The 18,392-nt window shown below is 35.0% G+C and carries 18 protein-coding genes; 7 read left to right on the top strand and 11 right to left on the bottom strand.

All coding sequences use genetic code 11. The features are described 5' to 3' along the window. Positions 1-12: 12 nt before the first annotated feature. From GYX25_RS10040 to syd, 7 genes are all read right to left on the bottom strand, one after another. Entirely contained in the window at positions 13-765 is a 753-nt protein-coding gene (locus GYX25_RS10040) for an amino acid ABC transporter ATP-binding protein (protein WP_160403327.1), read from the bottom strand. 11 nt (positions 766-776) lie between these two features. Further along, positions 777-1,448: an amino acid ABC transporter permease gene (locus GYX25_RS10035; protein WP_091350088.1), complete on the bottom strand. Its 672-nt coding sequence runs from the start codon at positions 1,446-1,448 to the stop codon at positions 777-779. Beyond that, a complete protein-coding gene (locus GYX25_RS10030; RefSeq protein WP_091350085.1) occupies positions 1,445-2,227 on the bottom strand; it encodes an amino acid ABC transporter substrate-binding protein in 783 nt (260 codons plus the stop codon). The genes GYX25_RS10035 and GYX25_RS10030 overlap by 4 nt, the downstream gene beginning before the upstream one ends. Next, positions 2,224-2,748: a GNAT family N-acetyltransferase gene (locus GYX25_RS10025; RefSeq protein WP_091350081.1), complete on the bottom strand. Its 525-nt coding sequence runs from the start codon at positions 2,746-2,748 to the stop codon at positions 2,224-2,226. The genes GYX25_RS10030 and GYX25_RS10025 overlap by 4 nt, the downstream gene beginning before the upstream one ends. After that, complete coding sequence (purB, locus tag GYX25_RS10020; protein WP_091350134.1) at positions 2,745-4,106, bottom strand: adenylosuccinate lyase; 1,362 nt, start codon at positions 4,104-4,106, stop codon at positions 2,745-2,747. Before purB ends, GYX25_RS10025 begins: the two co-directional genes overlap by 4 nt. Before the next feature lie 392 nt (positions 4,107-4,498). Next, positions 4,499-5,674 (bottom strand): amino acid aminotransferase, encoded by a 1,176-nt coding sequence (locus GYX25_RS10015; protein ID WP_091350078.1) that lies wholly within the window; start codon positions 5,672-5,674, stop codon positions 4,499-4,501. A gap of 128 nt (positions 5,675-5,802) precedes the next feature. Continuing rightward, positions 5,803-6,336 carry a SecY-interacting protein gene (gene syd / locus GYX25_RS10010; RefSeq protein WP_091350076.1) on the bottom strand — a complete coding sequence of 178 codons (534 nt, stop codon included), beginning with the start codon at positions 6,334-6,336 and terminating at the stop codon, positions 5,803-5,805. Positions 6,337-7,077: 741 nt separating this feature from the next. On the opposite strand from syd, the gene rne reads away from it, so the two are divergent. The 6 genes from rne to metA all read left to right on the top strand — a co-directional run bounded on the left by rne (position 7,078) and on the right by metA (position 14,582). Further along, a complete protein-coding gene (gene rne, locus GYX25_RS10005) occupies positions 7,078-9,762 on the top strand; it encodes a ribonuclease E (RefSeq protein ID WP_091350131.1) in 2,685 nt (894 codons plus the stop codon). A 75-nt stretch (positions 9,763-9,837) separates the two neighbouring features. Then, the gene (locus GYX25_RS10000; RefSeq protein WP_091350072.1) at positions 9,838-10,773 is read left to right on the top strand and encodes an ABC transporter permease subunit; all 936 of its coding nucleotides are present in this window, start codon (positions 9,838-9,840) and stop codon (positions 10,771-10,773) included. A 13-nt stretch (positions 10,774-10,786) separates the two neighbouring features. Further along, positions 10,787-11,626, top strand: coding sequence for an ABC transporter permease subunit (locus tag GYX25_RS09995; protein ID WP_167349342.1), 840 nt, complete (start codon positions 10,787-10,789; stop codon positions 11,624-11,626). 2 nt (positions 11,627-11,628) lie between these two features. Beyond that, positions 11,629-12,618 carry a peptide ABC transporter ATP-binding protein gene (locus GYX25_RS09990; protein ID WP_091350065.1) on the top strand — a complete coding sequence of 330 codons (990 nt, stop codon included), beginning with the start codon at positions 11,629-11,631 and terminating at the stop codon, positions 12,616-12,618. Between the two features lie 22 nt (positions 12,619-12,640). Next, positions 12,641-13,453, top strand: a complete 813-nt coding sequence (locus tag GYX25_RS09985) for a peptide ABC transporter ATP-binding protein (protein ID WP_091350062.1) — start codon at positions 12,641-12,643, stop codon at positions 13,451-13,453. A 196-nt stretch (positions 13,454-13,649) separates the two neighbouring features. Next, positions 13,650-14,582 carry a homoserine O-acetyltransferase MetA gene (gene metA, locus GYX25_RS09980; RefSeq protein WP_091350058.1) on the top strand — a complete coding sequence of 311 codons (933 nt, stop codon included), beginning with the start codon at positions 13,650-13,652 and terminating at the stop codon, positions 14,580-14,582. A 95-nt stretch (positions 14,583-14,677) separates the two neighbouring features. Here the strand turns inward: metA and dtd are convergent, their stop codons facing one another. The 4 genes from dtd to rpsT all read right to left on the bottom strand — a co-directional run bounded on the left by dtd (position 14,678) and on the right by rpsT (position 16,987). After that, positions 14,678-15,112, bottom strand: a complete 435-nt coding sequence (gene dtd / locus GYX25_RS09975; protein ID WP_091350054.1) for a D-aminoacyl-tRNA deacylase — start codon at positions 15,110-15,112, stop codon at positions 14,678-14,680. Positions 15,113-15,119: 7 nt separating this feature from the next. Next, a complete protein-coding gene (locus tag GYX25_RS09970; protein WP_091350051.1) occupies positions 15,120-15,965 on the bottom strand; it encodes a virulence factor BrkB family protein in 846 nt (281 codons plus the stop codon). A 6-nt stretch (positions 15,966-15,971) separates the two neighbouring features. Next, positions 15,972-16,526 (bottom strand): SPOR domain-containing protein, encoded by a 555-nt coding sequence (locus GYX25_RS09965; protein WP_174787294.1) that lies wholly within the window; start codon positions 16,524-16,526, stop codon positions 15,972-15,974. Between the two features lie 197 nt (positions 16,527-16,723). Then, positions 16,724-16,987, bottom strand: a complete 264-nt coding sequence (rpsT, locus tag GYX25_RS09960) for a 30S ribosomal protein S20 (protein WP_091350046.1) — start codon at positions 16,985-16,987, stop codon at positions 16,724-16,726. A 224-nt stretch (positions 16,988-17,211) separates the two neighbouring features. On the opposite strand from rpsT, the gene pgk reads away from it, so the two are divergent. After that, the gene (pgk, locus tag GYX25_RS09955) at positions 17,212-18,375 is read left to right on the top strand and encodes a phosphoglycerate kinase (RefSeq protein WP_091350041.1); all 1,164 of its coding nucleotides are present in this window, start codon (positions 17,212-17,214) and stop codon (positions 18,373-18,375) included. Positions 18,376-18,392: the final 17 nt, after the last annotated feature.

Genomic DNA, 18,392 nt, shown 5'->3' with positions numbered 1-18,392 from the left:
AGTTTTTAATCGTTAAATTTCAAAATCGATTTCATCGGTTAATTGGCGTAAAAAGCGTTGTGTTATTTCATTTTGTGGATTATCAATTATTGATTTTGCTGGTCCTTGTTCAACAATTACGCCGTCAGCCATAAAAATAACTCGGTCTGCAACATATTTAGCAAACTCCATTTCGTGGGTTACGATAATCATTGTGATATTTTCTTTAGCTAGCTGTAGCATTACTTGTAGTACTTCGTGTACACGCTCGGGATCAAGTGCGGATGTTGGCTCATCAAATAATAATACTTTTGGTCTGACTGCAAGTGCTCTTGCGATTGCAACACGCTGTTGCTGACCACCAGATAAGGTTATGGGATATTGTGTGGCGTAAGGTAACATACCAACGCGTTCTAATAATGATAGACCAAGTTGTTCTGCCTCTTTTTTATCTATCTTTTGTCCAACAATTAATGGATAGGTGATATTTTCTAATGCGGTTTTATTTTTAAATAAATTGTAGTGTTGAAAGACCATTGCAGATTGCTTGCGTAAATGGGTTTCTTCTTTATTACTATAATGTTTAGCATCTAGCATTGCTGTGCCAATTTGAATGGTGCCGGTGTTTGGTTTTTCTAATAAATTTAAGCAACGTAATAAGGTCGATTTGCCTGATCCTGAAGGTCCAATAATTGCAACCACTTCGCCTTGTTCAATGTTTAGGTTGATCTCTTTCAAAACTTCATTATTAGCAAAGCGTTTAGATAAATGTGATACCGTAATCATAACCCGTCTCCTTAACGATGATAGGGGGCCGTGAGTTTCTGCTCTAACTGTTTTTGTATCCAAGAATAGATAACAACAGTTAACCAGTAAACAATGCCTACAGCTAAATAGGTTTCAAAGTAGAGGAATGAGTTAGCCGTTAACATTTTTCCTGCTGCTAATAGTTCTTGTACGCCAACAAAAAAGGCAACAGACGAATCTTTAAGTAATGAGATGAACATATTACCGGTGTTCGGTAAGGCATTGACCATGGCTTGGGGCAGTATAATACCGCGGTAAACTTGTATTTTACTTAAACCTACTGTTAGCCCTGCTTCTTTCTGCCCGTGATCAACCGATTCTAAACTTGCTCGGAAAATTTCGGCTAAATAGGAGGAATATTTTAAACTAAAGCAGATAATGGCTGCCGTTGTTGCCCCCATATGTTTTAAAACAGGAAAAATCTGCGGTAATCCGTAATAAATAATAAACAGTAAAACAACGGAGGGTATTCCTCTAAACAGAGATATAAACAGTGCAAAAATAGTATCGATAATGATTATTTTATTGCTACGCAGTAATGCAATAGCTAACCCTAATATAATGGCAAACATAATCGATACGATGGTAATAAAAAGGGTAACCGGCAGATAAGGCAATATCTGCGGAAACACACTTAAAAAATAGTTTACATTAAAATTCATAAGGTAATATCTTCACCAAAATATTTAATTGCCAGATTTTTCAATGTGCCATTAGTGCGTAACTTTTCGATGGCTTGATTGAATTTTTCACGCAGTGCTTGACCTTTTTCATCTTTACTAAATGGAAATGCGACTTGCTCAATAGTAATGGGTTCACCCACTAATTTGAACGGTAGATTTTTACGCTTAATTTCAGCCAGTAATATCGGTTTTGAATTAACATAGCCATCAACTCGTTGATACTCTGTGTCATACATTGCACCATCTCGTGTTTCATAGGTCTTGATGGTGATTTCATTGTTAGGAAAGGCTTTTTTTAGATTGTTTATATGATTTGAGCCTAGCACACCAGCAATAGTTTTGCCTTTAAAATCAGATAATTGATTAATATTATTGTTATCTTTGTGAGTCACAATTTGACTACCATAAAAGCTATAGGTGTTGGAAAAATCATATTTGGCTTGACGAGCAGGTGTAACTGCAACCGCATTGGCTATAGTATCTAACCGCCCAGAATCAAATTGTCCCATTAAGCCACCAAATTCGGCAATGTTCCATTCGACTTTATAGCCTAATTCTTTGGCAATCGCCTCGGTAACTTCAACATCAAATCCGACTAATTTGCCATCTTGTTTATAACCGTTTGGGTAGCTTTGTCCTGTAGAACCTACTTTAATAATATTTTGCTCTGTGACTTGATGGCTAGATTGATTATCACAACCCATTAAGGTTAGGCTAGTTAATAAAAGAGCGGACAGTAGTGTACTTATTTTTTTCATTGTTTATTACTCCTTTTTTTCCATTCGGTATAGCTTTTATGATTTAAAATTTTTTCAAAATAGAGCGTAGTATGATCTGGAGTTAAATCCGCTTGCCCTATTTTTTTATAGCCTTTATTTATATACGTCTGGGCAAGCCATGGATGATTTGCGGCGGTGCCTAACGTGACGGCAGGTAACTTTAGTTGGTTAATTAAAATTTGCTGTTCAACAAAATCCCATAATGCATTACCATAGCCTTGACCTTTATAACGTGGATCGGTTGCAAACCAACCTAAATGGGGTAACCCATAAGGTCCTGGGTTATTGCCCCATGGAAAGCGAATGCTTAAAGTTGATAGTAGTTCACCATCTTTTTCAAATAAATACACGGCATTAGACTCAATATGCTCAGCAATCTGCGATTGCTTGATTGTTGCTGCGGCAAAATGAATGCCTAATTGAGTTGTGGCTTGATAAGCACTATGCAGTAGGGCTTGATAAGCTGGAATATCTTTATCAGTCATTAAGCGAAAACTCATGCTAATACTCCACACTGTTCAGCGTATTGAATGACTTGTGCTACTTTTTCAGGAGCAGAGCCAAGATAGTTAATTGGATCTAACCAAGTATCAAGCTCGGATTCGGTAAATTCTTTGTTTAAACTTGGATCTTCTAATAATATATCTTTAAATGGTCGATTTTGTTCAAACGCTTTCATGGCGCTTTGATAAACCAGTTGATGAGCAGTTTGTTTGCCTAATCGCTTACCAATTTCGAACATGACTTTTTCTGATAACAGCAAGCCATTTTGTAGTGATAAGTTAGCTAACATCCGATCAGAATTGACTTTTAGACCTTTAAGTACAGCTAACGCTGTTTGTAGTTGCGCTGAAATGTAAAGGTTAATTTCAGGTAGTGCGATCCATTCTGCACGCCAACTCATGGCATCGCGTTCATGTTCAACTTTCATTGATTCGTGAATTAATGCGACGCTTTTTAAAAGTGGAGCCGTCAAACTGGCTAAACCTTCTAATGCTGCTGGGTTGCGTTTATGTGGCATGGTGGTTGAACCAATTTTTCCTGCTGAGAAGGGTTCTTCAACTTCGTTAATTTCAGTACGCATCAAGTTGTAAAATTCATTGCCTATTTTGCCTAATGTGCCACTGATTAGCCCGATGACTGATGCATATTCAGAAAAACGATCACGCGCCGCTTGCCAACCGATATTAGGGGTATTTAGTCCGAGTAACGTTAACGCTCGCGATTCAACTTGTGGTCCTAGCTTGCCCATTGATGCATACGTACAAATTGCGCCACTAATATTACCGACTAATACCCGTTGTTTGATTTCACTTAAACGTTGTAAGTGCCGAATAAATTCATCTAACCATACTGCAAGTTTAAAGCCAAAGGTTGTGGGAAGCGCTTGCATGCCATGCGTACGCCCAACCATGGGTAAATATTGATACTGTTTGGCTAAACGTTTTAGTTCGAGTGCCACCTGTTTGCTATCGCGTTCAATGACAACAAATGATTGTTTTAATTGTAAAACAGTTGCAGTATCGACAATATCTTGTGTGGTTGCCCCGTAATGAATATATTGACCGGCATCACCTACTTGTTTTTGTAGTGCGTTAATGGTCGACATTAACGAGTGTTTGGCCTTTGCCGCTTCTTCGGCAATGTGTTCAATTGATAGTTTAGTTGCATCGGCTTTGGCTATGATTGCATTGGCAGCTTCAGCGGGAATTACACCTAGCTCACCTTCTGCTTGAGCTAAAGCAACTTCGACCTCTACTTGTTTTTGCAGGCGATTTTGTTCTGACCAGATCGCCCTCATTTCGCTCGTACCAAAGTTATTGCCTAAAATTAAAAAATCTAAAATATGTGACGCCACCCAACTATCCTCAATCATGGTAATTATTCTATTAAATAATTATTAGTAATTATTGGGAGATCGTCTAATAATCTGTTTGTCTATGGATATAACCAATTGGAATAAAGGCTTAATGAAAAAGGGTAATTTTTGTGCTTAAGTCGTAATCAGGATACTTTTTAAGTCGTGAGGAAGGGAACACTAAACAAGTTAATCTTTTGAAAAAAAACGTTCAGGAAAGCTATTGATTTTATTTGTTTTTTATTTTTTAGTTTGCTTCATATGGTTAGCTATCGTCTTAATAATAATTAAAAATAAAATAAACAAGTTATAACAAACCAAGAGAAAATAACCAAAACAAAAATTTTGTTTTGGTTATTTGAGTGTTTTTCTTGTGACTTAAACAACAATTTTTATAGGACTTGAACAATTGATTCGCAAAGTCTAGACATGTTATCTAACGTCATACCTGCGACATTGATACGTCCGGAATTAACAATATAGATGCCGTAATCGCTACGTAATTTTAGGACTTGCTCTTCACTTAAACCGCTAAACGAGAACATGCCATTTTGTTTGACAATAAAACTAAAATCTTGATTAGCACCTTTATCTTGTAAGGTTTTCACAAATAGTTGGCGCATGCGGTGGATGCGTTGGCGCATATTGGTTAATTCATCAATCCATTCTTCTTTTAATTCATCATTGTTTAAAATATACGAGACTATTTTAGCACCATGGGCTGGTGGGTTAGAATAATTCGCTCGAATGATGGTTTTTACCTGACTAAAAGCGCGATCGGCAATTTCAGCATTGGCAGCAATTAAGGTAAATGCTCCAGCTCGTTCATTATATAAGCCAAAATTTTTAGAATATGAGCTAGCAATAAGAAGCTCAGGATGGTTGTTCGCAAATAACCGTAGCCCATAGACGTCTTCTTCTAAACCCTGTCCAAAGCCTTGGTAAGCTAAGTCAAATAGTGGTAACCAACCATTTTTTAAGGCTAAGTCCGAGATAGCTTGCCATTGTTCTGGGGTTGGATCAATACCCGTTGGGTTGTGACAGCAACCATGGAATAACACTGCTTCCCCTGAGGCAACAAGGCTTAAGTTATTCATCATTGCATCAAAATTAAGGCTGTGAGTCTGAGGATCGTAATACTGGTATTCACGAACTTCAAGCCCTGCCATTTGAAATACACTACGATGATTTGGCCAAGATGGATTGCTGATCCAAACGCGTTTTACTTTTGTTCTGCGAGCTAAAAAATCGGCCATAATTCGTAAGGCGCCAGTTCCCCCCGGTGCTTGGGCGGTTTTGGCTCGTTCATTTTCATGACCAAAAAGTAGTCGTTGGGTTGCTGTATTAAAGGTATTGTCACCGTCAATTGCTAAGTAGCTTTTTGAGGTTTCATTAGTTAATAAGAAGTGTTCTGCTTTTTTTACACTTTCTAGAATAGGTGTTTTGGTGGTTTCATCTTTGTAGACACCAACACTTAGATTGATTTTATTAGTGCGTTCGTCTTTGTTGTAAAGATCGGCTAGCCCTAAAATAGGATCGGCTGGAGCTGCTGTTAAATATTCAAACATAATTCACCTATCAGATCTAATGACTGTTAACGCATTATATACACATTATTTTGTAAGTTACAATTTCGATAGTGGTATTCTATAAGTGTGTTTTTGTAAAAATTTCTTTAGTTTTTGCTTTTCTATATTTAGCGAAAAATAGTAATTTGGTTAAAAAATGAAATCAAATCATTAGTTAAGGTTGTTAATTCACCTGTAATTAAATCTTCTTTTACTACTTCGCCGGTTAAGTTGTTTATTGAAATAATTTTAGTGCTGTCATCTGTTGAGGCAATAAAAATAGTCGGTATGCGTTTTAATCTTTTTTGTTGAGATAAATGAGCAATTAAATTTTGTTCTAAGTTTGAAAAATCATCATCATTCCAAGCTTGGATCAAAACTAAATTAGTGTCATTAAACTTAGCTGTCATATTGCCCGCGTATTGTGTCCCGTAAAAAATATGCGTACTTGGGTGTAATTTAATGCCAATAACTTGTTCAATAATGGTTAAGTTTCGAGGCGGTTCCAATAAGAAAGGTTGCCAATATACTGTTAATTTTTCAGTTTTTAAAATACAAGGTGAAGGTATTGCATGGAGATCTTCACTTTGTGGGGCGTATTTAAATTGCTCAATCCAGCGAGTTGTAAAATTAAGTAAAGCAGTTTTATCAGTAGAGTCCATAAACAAATATATCTCATATTTAGATTATTACGTTATTTAATCATAATTATACTGGTTAAATTCGGCTATACATAATCGTATCAATGTTTTTTTTAATTTGGTAATTATTAAGAGAAAGTTTTGTAAAAATGATTCAGATTAGTCGCCGTTTTAATATAAGATTTTAAGCGACTTAAGATAAGTTATTTATAATTTGGTAAAGGTTAATTAGAAATAAGAAAAATGGATAATTATATTGTTTATAAAATAGCGAGTTTAATTTTCTTGCTATCCTTTGCCTAAACGTTAATAATAGAGAGGGATAATTTTATCCTTGTAATGCAGCAATGGCGTTAGACATTACAGTTTGTCAAAATAAAATAGTGTAAGTAGAATCATTATAATTAGATAATACGTTTATTTTAAACAGTTGCATAAAGATTTAGTTTATTTGCCAAACCAGTAAAATATAGCGGTTTGCAAATTAACGATAATAACAATGTCAATAAATTATACAATTAGTTTTTTTGCAAAGTATTTAGTGTCTTTTAATTTAATATTTTGCCTAGCGTATTATATTGATGTTGATTAAGTAGTATCGGTTTCACATAAAATAATAACAAAAATAACATAAATAAAATAATGAATACCGTATATAAAATATTTAGTTAAGTACCATTATTCATCATTGTTAAAATAATCACTTATCAATAATAAGATTCTACCTACAAGTTAATTAAGATTAATGAAGAGTGTAGAATAATGAAAAGAATGCTAATCAACGCAACCCAGCAAGAAGAGCTGCGTGTTGCGCTTGTTGATGGCCAACGCTTGTATGATTTAGATATTGAAAGCCTTGGGCATGAGCAAAAAAAAGCGAATATTTATAAAGGTAAAATCACTAAAATCAATCCAAGTTTAGAGGCGGCTTTTGTTTCTTACGGTGGGGAACGTGATGGGTTTTTACCTTTAAAGGAGATTGCAGAAAGTTATTTCCCATCTAATATTTCTGGTCGTCGTAGTATTAAGCATCTACAAGAAGGTCAAGAAGTTCTTGTCCAAATTGAAAAAGAGATTCGAGGTAAAAAAGGTGCGGCTTTAACCACTTATATTAGTTTAGCTGGTAGTTATTTAGTGTTAATGCCTAATGATCCACGTGCTGGTGGTGTTTCGCGTCGTATAGAAGGCGAAGAAAGAGCGGATCTTAAACGTATTATTGATGCTATCGAAAAACCCAAAGGTATGGGTGTTATAGCTCGAACAGCAGGGGTTGGTAAAAGCCAAGAAGAGTTGCAACAAGATTTAGATGCATTAGTTAACTATTGGACTGCCATTCAAAATGAGGCTAAAAAGCACCCTGCCCCAAGTTTAATTCATAAAGAAAGCGATATTATTACTCGCGCATTTCGTGATTATTTACGTGATGATGTTGGTGATATTTTAATTGATAACTCGAAAGTGCTTGAAATAGCAAAAAAACGGTTAGCTGATTTAGGTCGCGTTGAATATGTTAATCGCCTTAAATTTTATGATGGTGATGTGCCTTTATTTAACCATTTCCAAATTGAAGGGCAGATTGAGTCGGCATTTCAGCGTGAAGTGCGTTTACCTTCTGGTGGTTCGATTGTTATTGATACCACCGAAGCACTTACGGCGATTGATATTAACTCGGCTAAGTCGATTCGTGGTAGCGATATTGAAGAAACCGCTTTTAATACTAATCTTGAAGCAGCAGAAGAAATTGCGCGTCAGTTACGTTTGCGTGACTTAGGTGGTTTGATTGTTATTGATTTTATTGATATGACGCCAATTCGTAATCAACGTGAAGTCGAAAATCGCTTAAAAGAGGCGATGAAAACTGATCGAGCACGTATTCAAACCACTCGCATTTCGCGTTTTGGTTTACTTGAAATGTCTCGTCAACGTTTAAGTCCTTCTTTACGTGAAGCAACACATCATATTTGCCCTCGTTGTCAAGGCACAGGTACGGTTCGTGATAACAATTCATTATCTTTGTCTATCCTTCGGTTAATTCAAGAAGAAGCGATGAAAGATAATACTGTACAAATCGATGTCATCGTACCAGTACCTATAGCGAGCTATTTACTTAACGAAAAACGTCGTGCTATTAATAACATTGAAAGCATGCATCCAGATGTCAAAATTGTGATTGCTGGCGACGAAGAGATGGAAACACCGTTGTATAAGGTTATCCGTAAGCGTAGAGGCGAAGAAACGGACGTACTGAGTTATAATCTTCCAAAACTAATTCGTGAACTTGAAGAAGAGGAAGATGAACAACAAGCTGTTGAAGTTATTGTTGAACAAGCCGTATTATCCGGCCCTAAAGTTGAAGCTTCTGTCGCTCCAAAAGAAAAATTAGCGCCAAAAACTAAAAAATCAGAAGGTTTATTTAGTGGGCTATTTGGTAAACTACGTAAGTTGTTTGTTACAGAAAAAGCAGAGCCAGAGCCAGAAGTTAAACCAAAGACAGCCAAAAGACGAGATAATCAGCGTTCAAATAATCGACGTCAACGTAATAACCGAAATAGTAGTGCGGCTAGCAATGCTAATGTTGTTACAGCAGGTACTCTTGATGAGACGAAAGAGCCGAGTAGAAATAATAATCGTAGAGCTAAATCAAATGCGAATTTGTCAAATTCAACAAATAATATTAAGGTAGATAAAGTCGCTGACGAAGCAGTGCTACCAAAACAGCGCGAAGCAAAACCAAGACGTCAACAACGTGTATTAGCTAAAAGTGTTCGTGTAAAAAATACTGATATAACTGTACAATCTCAGCAAGAAAGAGTAATCATTCCTTCTTTGTTGTTGCCGGTTATTGTTACTAAAGAAACTGAAGACCATATTACATCAGAAAATCAATCAAAGCGTCAGCGTCGCACATCTAGGCATTTGCGAATGAATGGTCAACGTAATAAACGTCGTGTTCGTAATGTGGAATTAAAGCAGTCTCCAATGCCGTTATCATTTGCTGCTGCATCATTAGAATTAGCATTGGGTCGAGTTGTTGTCGATTACAGCCAAATAGTAAATGATGAACCAAATAGTGTTGTGCCTGTTATTCCTTCGCTTTTAATTCCTGTTATTGTTAAAAATGACGAAGATGTAAATAGTCATAGTGTTGATACTGTCACAATTGATGAACAGTCAAAAATTTCTTTATCTACAAATGTTCAAGAAAATTTTGGAGATAGCGAAAAAATTAGTGATGGAACTGATCAGATAACTCATGATTTACAATTAACAGGTTATTCTTCTTCAGCAATGGCTAAAGCGCCAGCACCAGAGTATGAAACTTCTGATGTTGGAATAAAATTACGTGAAGAGTCAGATTATCACTTTGAAGGTAAAGGTAATGCTGGTGGTTTAAGTGCGCAAGATCATGCGTATGCCGCAGCAAGTAAACCGGTGATGCCGGATTAATCAATAGATAAATTAAAACACGGTGAGCGTTTGTCACCGTGTTTTGTTTATTTATAATAGTGATAAAGATAAATAATGATTATCTATATTTTTAAGAGAATAGTAACGTTTTTATTTATTATCTGCGTACTGGCTCAGATTAGCTTCTGTTTAGTTTATTTTACTCCTTATTCAATGTCTAACTTTCATAATCTAAATTTTATTGATGCCTATAGTGCTTTTTTTAAGCAGTTGCTGCAAGGTGAATTTAGGTTGTTAACGGGGGAAACAGTACTTTTTTTTCAGACATTATTGGCTACATTTGAACTTTGTATCCTTGCTTTATTCGTAGCTCTACTTGTTGGATTACCTTTAGGAATTTTTCTTGGACTGAGTAATATTAACTGGTTGAATAATATGATTCGCTTAGGGTCTTTATTATTATATTCTTGTCCTATCGTTATGTTAGTTATTGTTGTTATGTATTGTCTGTCGCCGACTTGGACTATATCGATGAATTTTGATATATCACCATCAGTTACTGGGACTTCTTTACTGGAGATCTTGGCTTCAACAAAAGCATCTAAATGGCAAGAGTTGTTTGAGCAATTTCATTATTTAATTTTACCAATCATTCTTTTAGCTATTCAGCCAAGCATTATGACCATTCAATTAATAGGTCAAAATGTAAAAAACACATCAAGACAAAATTTTATAAAAATGGCGATTATTCGTGAGCGTTCACCGTTTAAAATTTTACGTCGACATTTGTTACCCAATTCAATCCCAGCCACTATTCCACAGTTGACTTATAATACAACAACGCTGTTATTTTCAACGATGGTTATTGAAATTTTATTTAATCGAGCAGGACTTGGGCAGTGGGTAATGATTGCTTATCATCATCATAATTATTTTATTATTTCTATTGCTATTTTAGCTTGTGGGACGGTTATTAGTTTATTAACGTTATTAGGCGAAATTTCGGCGATTGCAATTTATCCTTTGCGCCATAAGGAATATTATGTTTAGGCTAGCTAGTTTAATGAAAAACATTAAGTCATGTTTTAGTCGGCTACATGGTAATCTCTATTTAATTGTTGGTTTTTATGGCATATTGGCGATTACTTTTGTCGCATTATCAACTAAATGGTTTTTTCATGCCCATTTAAATCCTACCTATCCTGCATTATTACCTCCCGCTTGGTGGATTAATGGTGATATCAATCATATATTAGGTACGAACGCGAAAGGACAAGATATTTTTGATTATTTGCTAATTGGATATCGCTCAACTATTTCAATGACATTAAAAGTGGTATTTTATGTAGTTGTCATTGGCGGATTAATTAATTATTTAATGTTTTTTATATCGTTGATACGTCCTTTTGTTTTATTCATTTTTAAATTTTGTATGGTAGTCCCCCCATTACTTGGTGTGATTGTGATTAGCTTATTGTTAGAAGATGATATTACTAATATGTTATTGGTGGTTGGATTATCTTATACTCCACGCTTTATTTACAATATTCATCAACGCGTTATTAATGAATGGAATAAGACATATATTACAGCTTATAGATTGGATGGCTTATCTTCATTTTCAATTTTAAATCGTTTTATTTTACCTAATATTTTACCTATCTATTTGACCGAGATTGTTTCGTTATTTGGTTCAATCATTTTATCTCTTACCACTATAACTTTTTTAGGTTTTGCTAATGATGTTTCCCGACCTGATTTAGGCATGATGATGTTTCAAATGAAAGATATTATTGCCTCTAATTATTTAGCCTTTCTATCTCCTGGAATTGCGGTGTCTGCTACAATAATTTTTGTTTATTTATTTAACTTTGGATTATATGGTCGGCGAGCAGGAACTTAATTATGGCATTATTAGACATTCGAAATTTAACCATTGAGTTTATTACTCCCGATGGCCTTTTGCGCGCAATTGATCGCGTTAATTTGAAGTTGTCTGAAGGCGAAATTCGAGGCTTAGTTGGTGAGTCAGGCTCAGGGAAAAGTCTTATCGCTAAAGCTATTTTAGGGGTAACTAATCATAATTGGAAAATTTCTGCTGATCGATTTTATTTTGATAATATTGATTTACTAAAGTTAACTCCTAAACAACGTCGAAAAGTAATTAGTGATAATATTTCGATGATATTCCAAGAACCGCAATCTTGTTTAGATCCTTCAATGAAAATTGGTCAACAATTGATTGAGGCTATACCAAAACGAACCTTTAAAGGGCATTGGTGGCAGCGGCTATTTTGGCGTAAAAACCGTGCTATTGAACTGTTGCACCGAGTTGGTATTAAACATCATAAAGAGATATTAAAATCTTATCCATTCGAATTGACCGAAGGCGAGTGTCAAAAAGTGATGATTGCAATTGCATTGGCTAATCAACCCAAGTTACTGATTGCAGATGAGCCAACAAATGCGATGGAAGCAACGACTGAAGCACAAATTTTTAGGTTGCTGGCTAGTATGAATCAAAATATGGGTACCACTATTTTGCTTATTAATCATGACTTGCAGATGGTAACTCGATGGACAGATCGTATTAATGTGCTGTATTGTGGGCAAACAGTTGAAGTTGCTGATAGTGAAGATTTAATTAGATCTCCTTATCATCCTTATACTCAGGCTTTAATTTATGCGATCCCTGATTTTGGCAAAGCGATGCCACATAAAAGTCCGTTAAATACCTTACCTGGTGTTATTCCGTCACTTGAACATTTACCGATTGGATGTCGATTAGGACCAAGATGTCCCTATGCCCAAAAAAAATGTATTTTGGCACCAGAATTAATACCGATAAAAGACCATTTTTTCGCCTGCCATTTTCCGTTAAATACTGATGAGTAACTGTAAATAATAGGAATACTCGATGAATCCAATATTAAAAGTACGTAACTTATCTAAGCAATTTAAAATCCATAAAGGTTTTTTTGGGCATTTACGTATTGATGCGGTGAAAACATTATCGTTTTCTCTTAATGAAGGTAAAACCCTGGCAATTATTGGACAAAATGGCTCAGGAAAATCGACATTGGCAAAAATGTTAGTAGGCATGATAAAACCAGATAGTGGTGATATCTGGATTGATGGTAATAAAGTTCAATACGGCGATTATAGTCATCGTTGCCAACTGATTAGAATGATTTTTCAGCATGTTGAAAGTTCATTCGATCCTAGATTGCGTATTGGACAATTGTTAGAAATCCCACTTAAACGTAATACCCATTATGATGCCCATGAGCGTGAAAAACTAATTAGTAGTGTATTAAAACAAGTTGGATTATTGCCCGAACACGCCTCTTATTATCCTTCAGTGATGGCGGCAGGACAAAAGCAACGTGTGGCATTAGCAAGAGCTTTAATTTTAAAGCCCAAAGTAATTATTCTTGATGAGGCTTTAGCTGCATTAGATATTTCGATGCGCTCACAGATTGTTAATTTGATGCTGTCATTACAAGTTGAACAAAATATTTCTTATATTTATGTAACACAAGATATTGGTATGATGAAACATATTAGCGACGAAATTTTAGTTATGCACAATGGAGATCTTGTTGAGTATGGTAATACTGCTGAAGTATTAGCTTCACCTTTAAATGATATTACCCAAAAATTGATAAATAGCTATTTTGGTGAAGCACTGACTGCTGATACTTGGCGTACTGATACAAGGTCTTTTTAAGAAAGATCTCTTTTATCACCTATAATCATCAATAATATATGTATCTACTATTATGATTTAGTTTTAAATTTCATCTCTAATATTGTCAATAAAAATCTCGACAAATAATCTAAAACGCACTATATTTAGCTATATGGATTTCTAGACGTCTATTTTAGAGGTTTAAAATAACTTATCGTTTTTAGGAGCTTTTGTTATGCCTATTTGTATTCCTGATTCATTACCGGCTGTTGATGTATTACGTAATGAAAATGTATTTGTTATGACTTCATCACGCGCTAATACTCAAGAAATTCGTCCTCTTAAGCTTCTTTTTTTAAACTTAATGCCTAAAAAAATCGAGACTGAAAACCAGTTTTTAAGATTACTTTCTAACTCATCTTTACAAGTTAATATTCAGTTATTGCGTATTGACCAACGCGAATCAAAAAATACACCTGTCGAGCATTTAAATAGTTTTTATTGTGATTTTGATGATATTCGTGAACAGAATTTTGATGGACTAATTATAACGGGAGCACCACTAGGTAAGGTTGCTTTTTCTGATGTTGTGTATTGGCCTAAATTAACCGAAATTATAACATGGGCGAAAGAGCATGTTACTTCAACCATGTTTGTTTGTTGGGGGGTTCAGGCTGCTTTGAATGTATTATATGATTTACCAAAATTTACCCGTACCCAAAAACTATCTGGTGTTTATCAACATCAAAATAATCAACCTAATGCTATTTTAACACGCGGTTTTGACGATACTTTTCTAGCTCCTCATTCGCGATATGCTGATTTCCCTATAGATAAAATAAAAAAATATACTGATTTAATTATTTTAGCTGAATCGGATATTACTGGTCCTTATTTGATGGCAACCACAGATAAGCGGATGGTATTTGTGACCGGTCATCCTGAATATGACTCTACAACACTGGCAAATGAATACTATCGAGACTTAAATGCAGGTATTCATCCTGATATGCCGTTTAATTATTTCCCTAATAATAATCCTCATTTAACACCAAAAGCTACATGGCGTAGCCATGCTTATTTATTATTTAGTAATTGGCTTAATTATTATGTTTATCAGTTAACACCATTTGATTTAACTACTCGAAATTTAACAATTGATGATTAATAGATATAAGAAATGTTGAAAGATAATCAATTATGAGGTTTTAAATATTTCGATAAGTTATTGCATATTCACTAAATATGGCTTTAGTTATGTGATTAAACTTGTAGCCAAAATGTAACAGGGCCATCATTAATTAATGATACTTGCATATTAGCAGCAAATTGACCTGTTTGTGTCGTTATCTGTTGTTTGCATTGTTCGACAAAAAATTGATAAAGCCTATCAGCTTCATCTGGTTTGGCTCCTTTTGTAAAACTCGGTCGCATTCCTTTTTTAGTGTCTGCCGCTAGAGTGAATTGAGAAACTACTAACACTTCACCATTAGCTTGCTTAACGTTTAAATTCATTTTTCCTTCACTATCACTAAAAATCCGATAGCCTAATACTTTTTCACATAAACGAATTGCTTTTTGTTCGTCATCACTTTGTTCAACACCGAGTAAAATTAGTAACCCCTGATTAATCTTTCCAATAATGTTATTGTTTACTGTAACACTAGCTTGGTTTACTCGTTGGATTAAGGCGATCATAAATTAATTACTCTGGTAAAGGTTGATTCTTAGTAATGTGTTTTTTTCGTTGGTTATAGTCAGTTAAAGTTGCAGCAAACTCAGCGCCAAACAGTATAATACACCACGAACAGTAGATCCAAACTAACATGATGGGAATAGATGATACTACTCCGTAAATGAGTTGGTATGTTGGAAATGAAGTAACATAAAGCGCAAACGCTCGTTTGCCTAATTCAAATAATATTGCAGCTACAAATGCCCCTATCATGGATTCTTTAAAAGGTACAGACTCGGTCGGAATAATGCTATAAAGTAACCAAAATCCGAATACAGAAATAATAAAGGGGAGGGTACTAAGTAAAACAGTGTCTGTTGTAGCTGTCGAAAACCAATTTAGTGAGAATATGTAAGAACTCACCGCTATACTTGCTCCAACTAAGATAGGGCCTAAGGTTAAAATTGTCCAGTATATGGTTAGGTTGTACATGAAGGAACGTTTTCGTTTGGTCTTCCAAATATGGTTAAGTGTTGTATTAATCGAGTTAATTAGCAATAGTGATGTAACAATTAAGCCAATTACTCCTAAAAAAGTCATTTTTTTAGTATTGGCGATAAATTGTTCTAGGTAATTTTGAATAGAATCACTAGCTGTGGGAACAAGATTGTTATAAATCAATTGTTTTAATGAAAGACTAGCCTCATTAAAAATCGGGAAAGCTGACAATAAGGAAAAAATAACAGTAATAAGAGGTACTAGTGCAAGTATTGTAGTATAAGCAAGCTCAGCAGATGAGGTCGTTAGACGATCATGGTTAATACGATTCCATAACATTTTCATAAAGAGCTGTATTTGCTTAAGTGATTTCATCATTTTTTTCTAGTTAGAAATGACACAACTATTAATCCCATTACTATTTAATGAGTTTAATGCCTTATCTGCTTCTTTTTTGTTGGTATATGGTCCTACCGTGACTCGATACAACTGGCCCGGAGAAATATTGGCACTAATACCAGTCATTGCAAGCTTAGCCCTTAGTGTATCAGCATTAGATTTATCTTTAAATGCACCGCATTGTAGTAACCATTTATTGGTAACAGTTTGTGCTGGCGATGATGTTATATTTGTTGTTTGATTTTGTGTTACTGAGTTTTCTTTCGAGGAAGATGCGGTAGTCTGAGTATTATTAATAAAACTATCTAAGATTTGCTGCCTTTCACTCGCAACTGAATTTGATGTTGAAGAGTAGTTTGCATTAGGAGTTTCTAACTCTTTAAGATATGTCCAACGCTCTTGAGGTTGCTCTGGTAGAGTTATCGTTGGAGGTTGAGTTTTTGCTTTTGGTGCTTCAACGGTTTTTTTAGGTGTATTATTCACAACAAAATAGAGAATAGCAGAAAATAGAATAATGACAATAATAGCCAAAAATATCATTAAATTAGGCTTATTTCGTGACTTATTTTTTTTTGACTGGCTCTTTTTTCTAACATAATCACGCTGAACCACAATAGACTCTCTTCTATTTTATTAACATTACATAAATAATTAGTATACAAATAAAAAAAGTGGTTTACACCACTTTTTGTCATTTTTCTTTAACTATGATAGTTAACATTTCACAAATAAAGCTATTAACCCAATGCTTTAATTTGCTTAATTAAATTTGCTTTATGGCGTGCAGCTTTATTTTTGTGAATTAAGCCACGAGCCGCTTGACGGTCAACAACTGCTTGCATGTCTTTGAATGCTACTTCAGCTGTTTGTTTATCACCAGCTGCAACAGCTGCGTAAACTTTTTTAATATAAGTACGCATCATTGAACGGTTGCTAGCATTATGTTTACGGCGTTTTTCGGATTGAACCGCACGTTTCTTAGCTGATTTGATATTAGCCAAAGTCAACTCCCAAGTTTAGATAAAAATTAGATATTAATAAGGTCGCAGAATATGCCTGATTTTCTTTCTATTGTCAATGCTGTTGTATAAAAAATTATAATTGATTATTTTTAGTTTACGATAAATGTTTACTATTCGACCAATAATGTCTATAACCTAAAAAGAAATTTTATGTTAGAATAGTAAAAGTTTTATTTTATTTATATTTTACAAGAGGAAGTATCATGTCTATTATTAGAATGCAAGATCTTGATCTAAAAGGAAAACGTTTGTTTATTCGCTCAGATCTTAATGTACCGGTAAAAAACGGTAAGGTTACTTCGGATGCGCGTATTAAAGCATCATTACCTACTATTGAGGAAGCCATTAAAAAAGGCGCTAAAGTAATGGTTACCTCTCATATTGGTCGTCCAACCGAAGGTGAATATAATCCAGAGTTTTCACTACAACCTGTTGTTGATTATTTAAAAGAACATGTGTCATTCCCTGTCCGTTTAGTGAAAGATTACCTTAATGGCGTGGATGTAAAAGAAGGCGAATTGGTTGTTCTTGAGAACGTCCGTTTTAATGTTGGTGAAGGTAAAGATGATGAAACTTTATCTAAAAAATATGCCGCGCTTTGTGATATTTATGTGATGGATGCGTTTGGTACGGCTCACCGTGCTCAAGCTTCAACTCACGGTGCAGGTAAATTTGCGCCAGTTGCTTGTGCAGGTCCATTATTAGCAGCTGAACTTGATGCTTTAGGTAAAGCGCTAGATAATCCAGCAAGACCAATGGTGGCTATTGTTGCTGGCTCTAAAGTATCAACAAAATTAACCGTACTTGATTCTTTATCGAAAATTGCTGATCAAATTATTGTCGGTGGTGGTATTGCTAATACCTTTATTGCTGCTGAAGGTTATAATGTAGGCAAATCACTTTACGAAGCAGATCTTATTCCTGAAGCTAAAAAATTAATGGCGAACTGTGAAATCCCTGTCCCAACTGATGTGCGTGTTGCAACTGAATTTAGCGAAACAGCTACTGCAACTGAAAAGTCAGTTCAAGATGTTAAAGAAAATGAACAAATTCTTGATTTAGGTGATAAATCAGCAGAGGTATTGGCTGATATCATTAAAAATGCTAAAACCATTTTGTGGAATGGTCCTGTCGGTGTTTTTGAATTTGCTAATTTCCGTCGTGGAACTGAAATTGTCGCTAAAGCAATTGCTGATAGCCAAGGATTTTCAATCGCGGGTGGTGGTGATACTTTAGCAGCAATTGATTTATTTGGTATTGAAGATAAAATTTCTTATATTTCAACCGGTGGTGGTGCCTTCCTTGAATTTGTTGAAGGTAAAAAACTGCCTGCTGTAGCCATGTTAGAGGCTAGAGCAAAAGCGTAATATTGGTTCAATAGGAA

It is taken from the genome of Gilliamella sp. ESL0254, from assembly GCF_013344985.1.
Taxonomy (GTDB): domain Bacteria; phylum Pseudomonadota; class Gammaproteobacteria; order Enterobacterales; family Orbaceae; genus Gilliamella; species Gilliamella bombicola.
The sequence above is the reverse complement of the archived record's forward strand: the minus strand, read 5'-3'. Positions and strand labels throughout refer to the sequence as shown.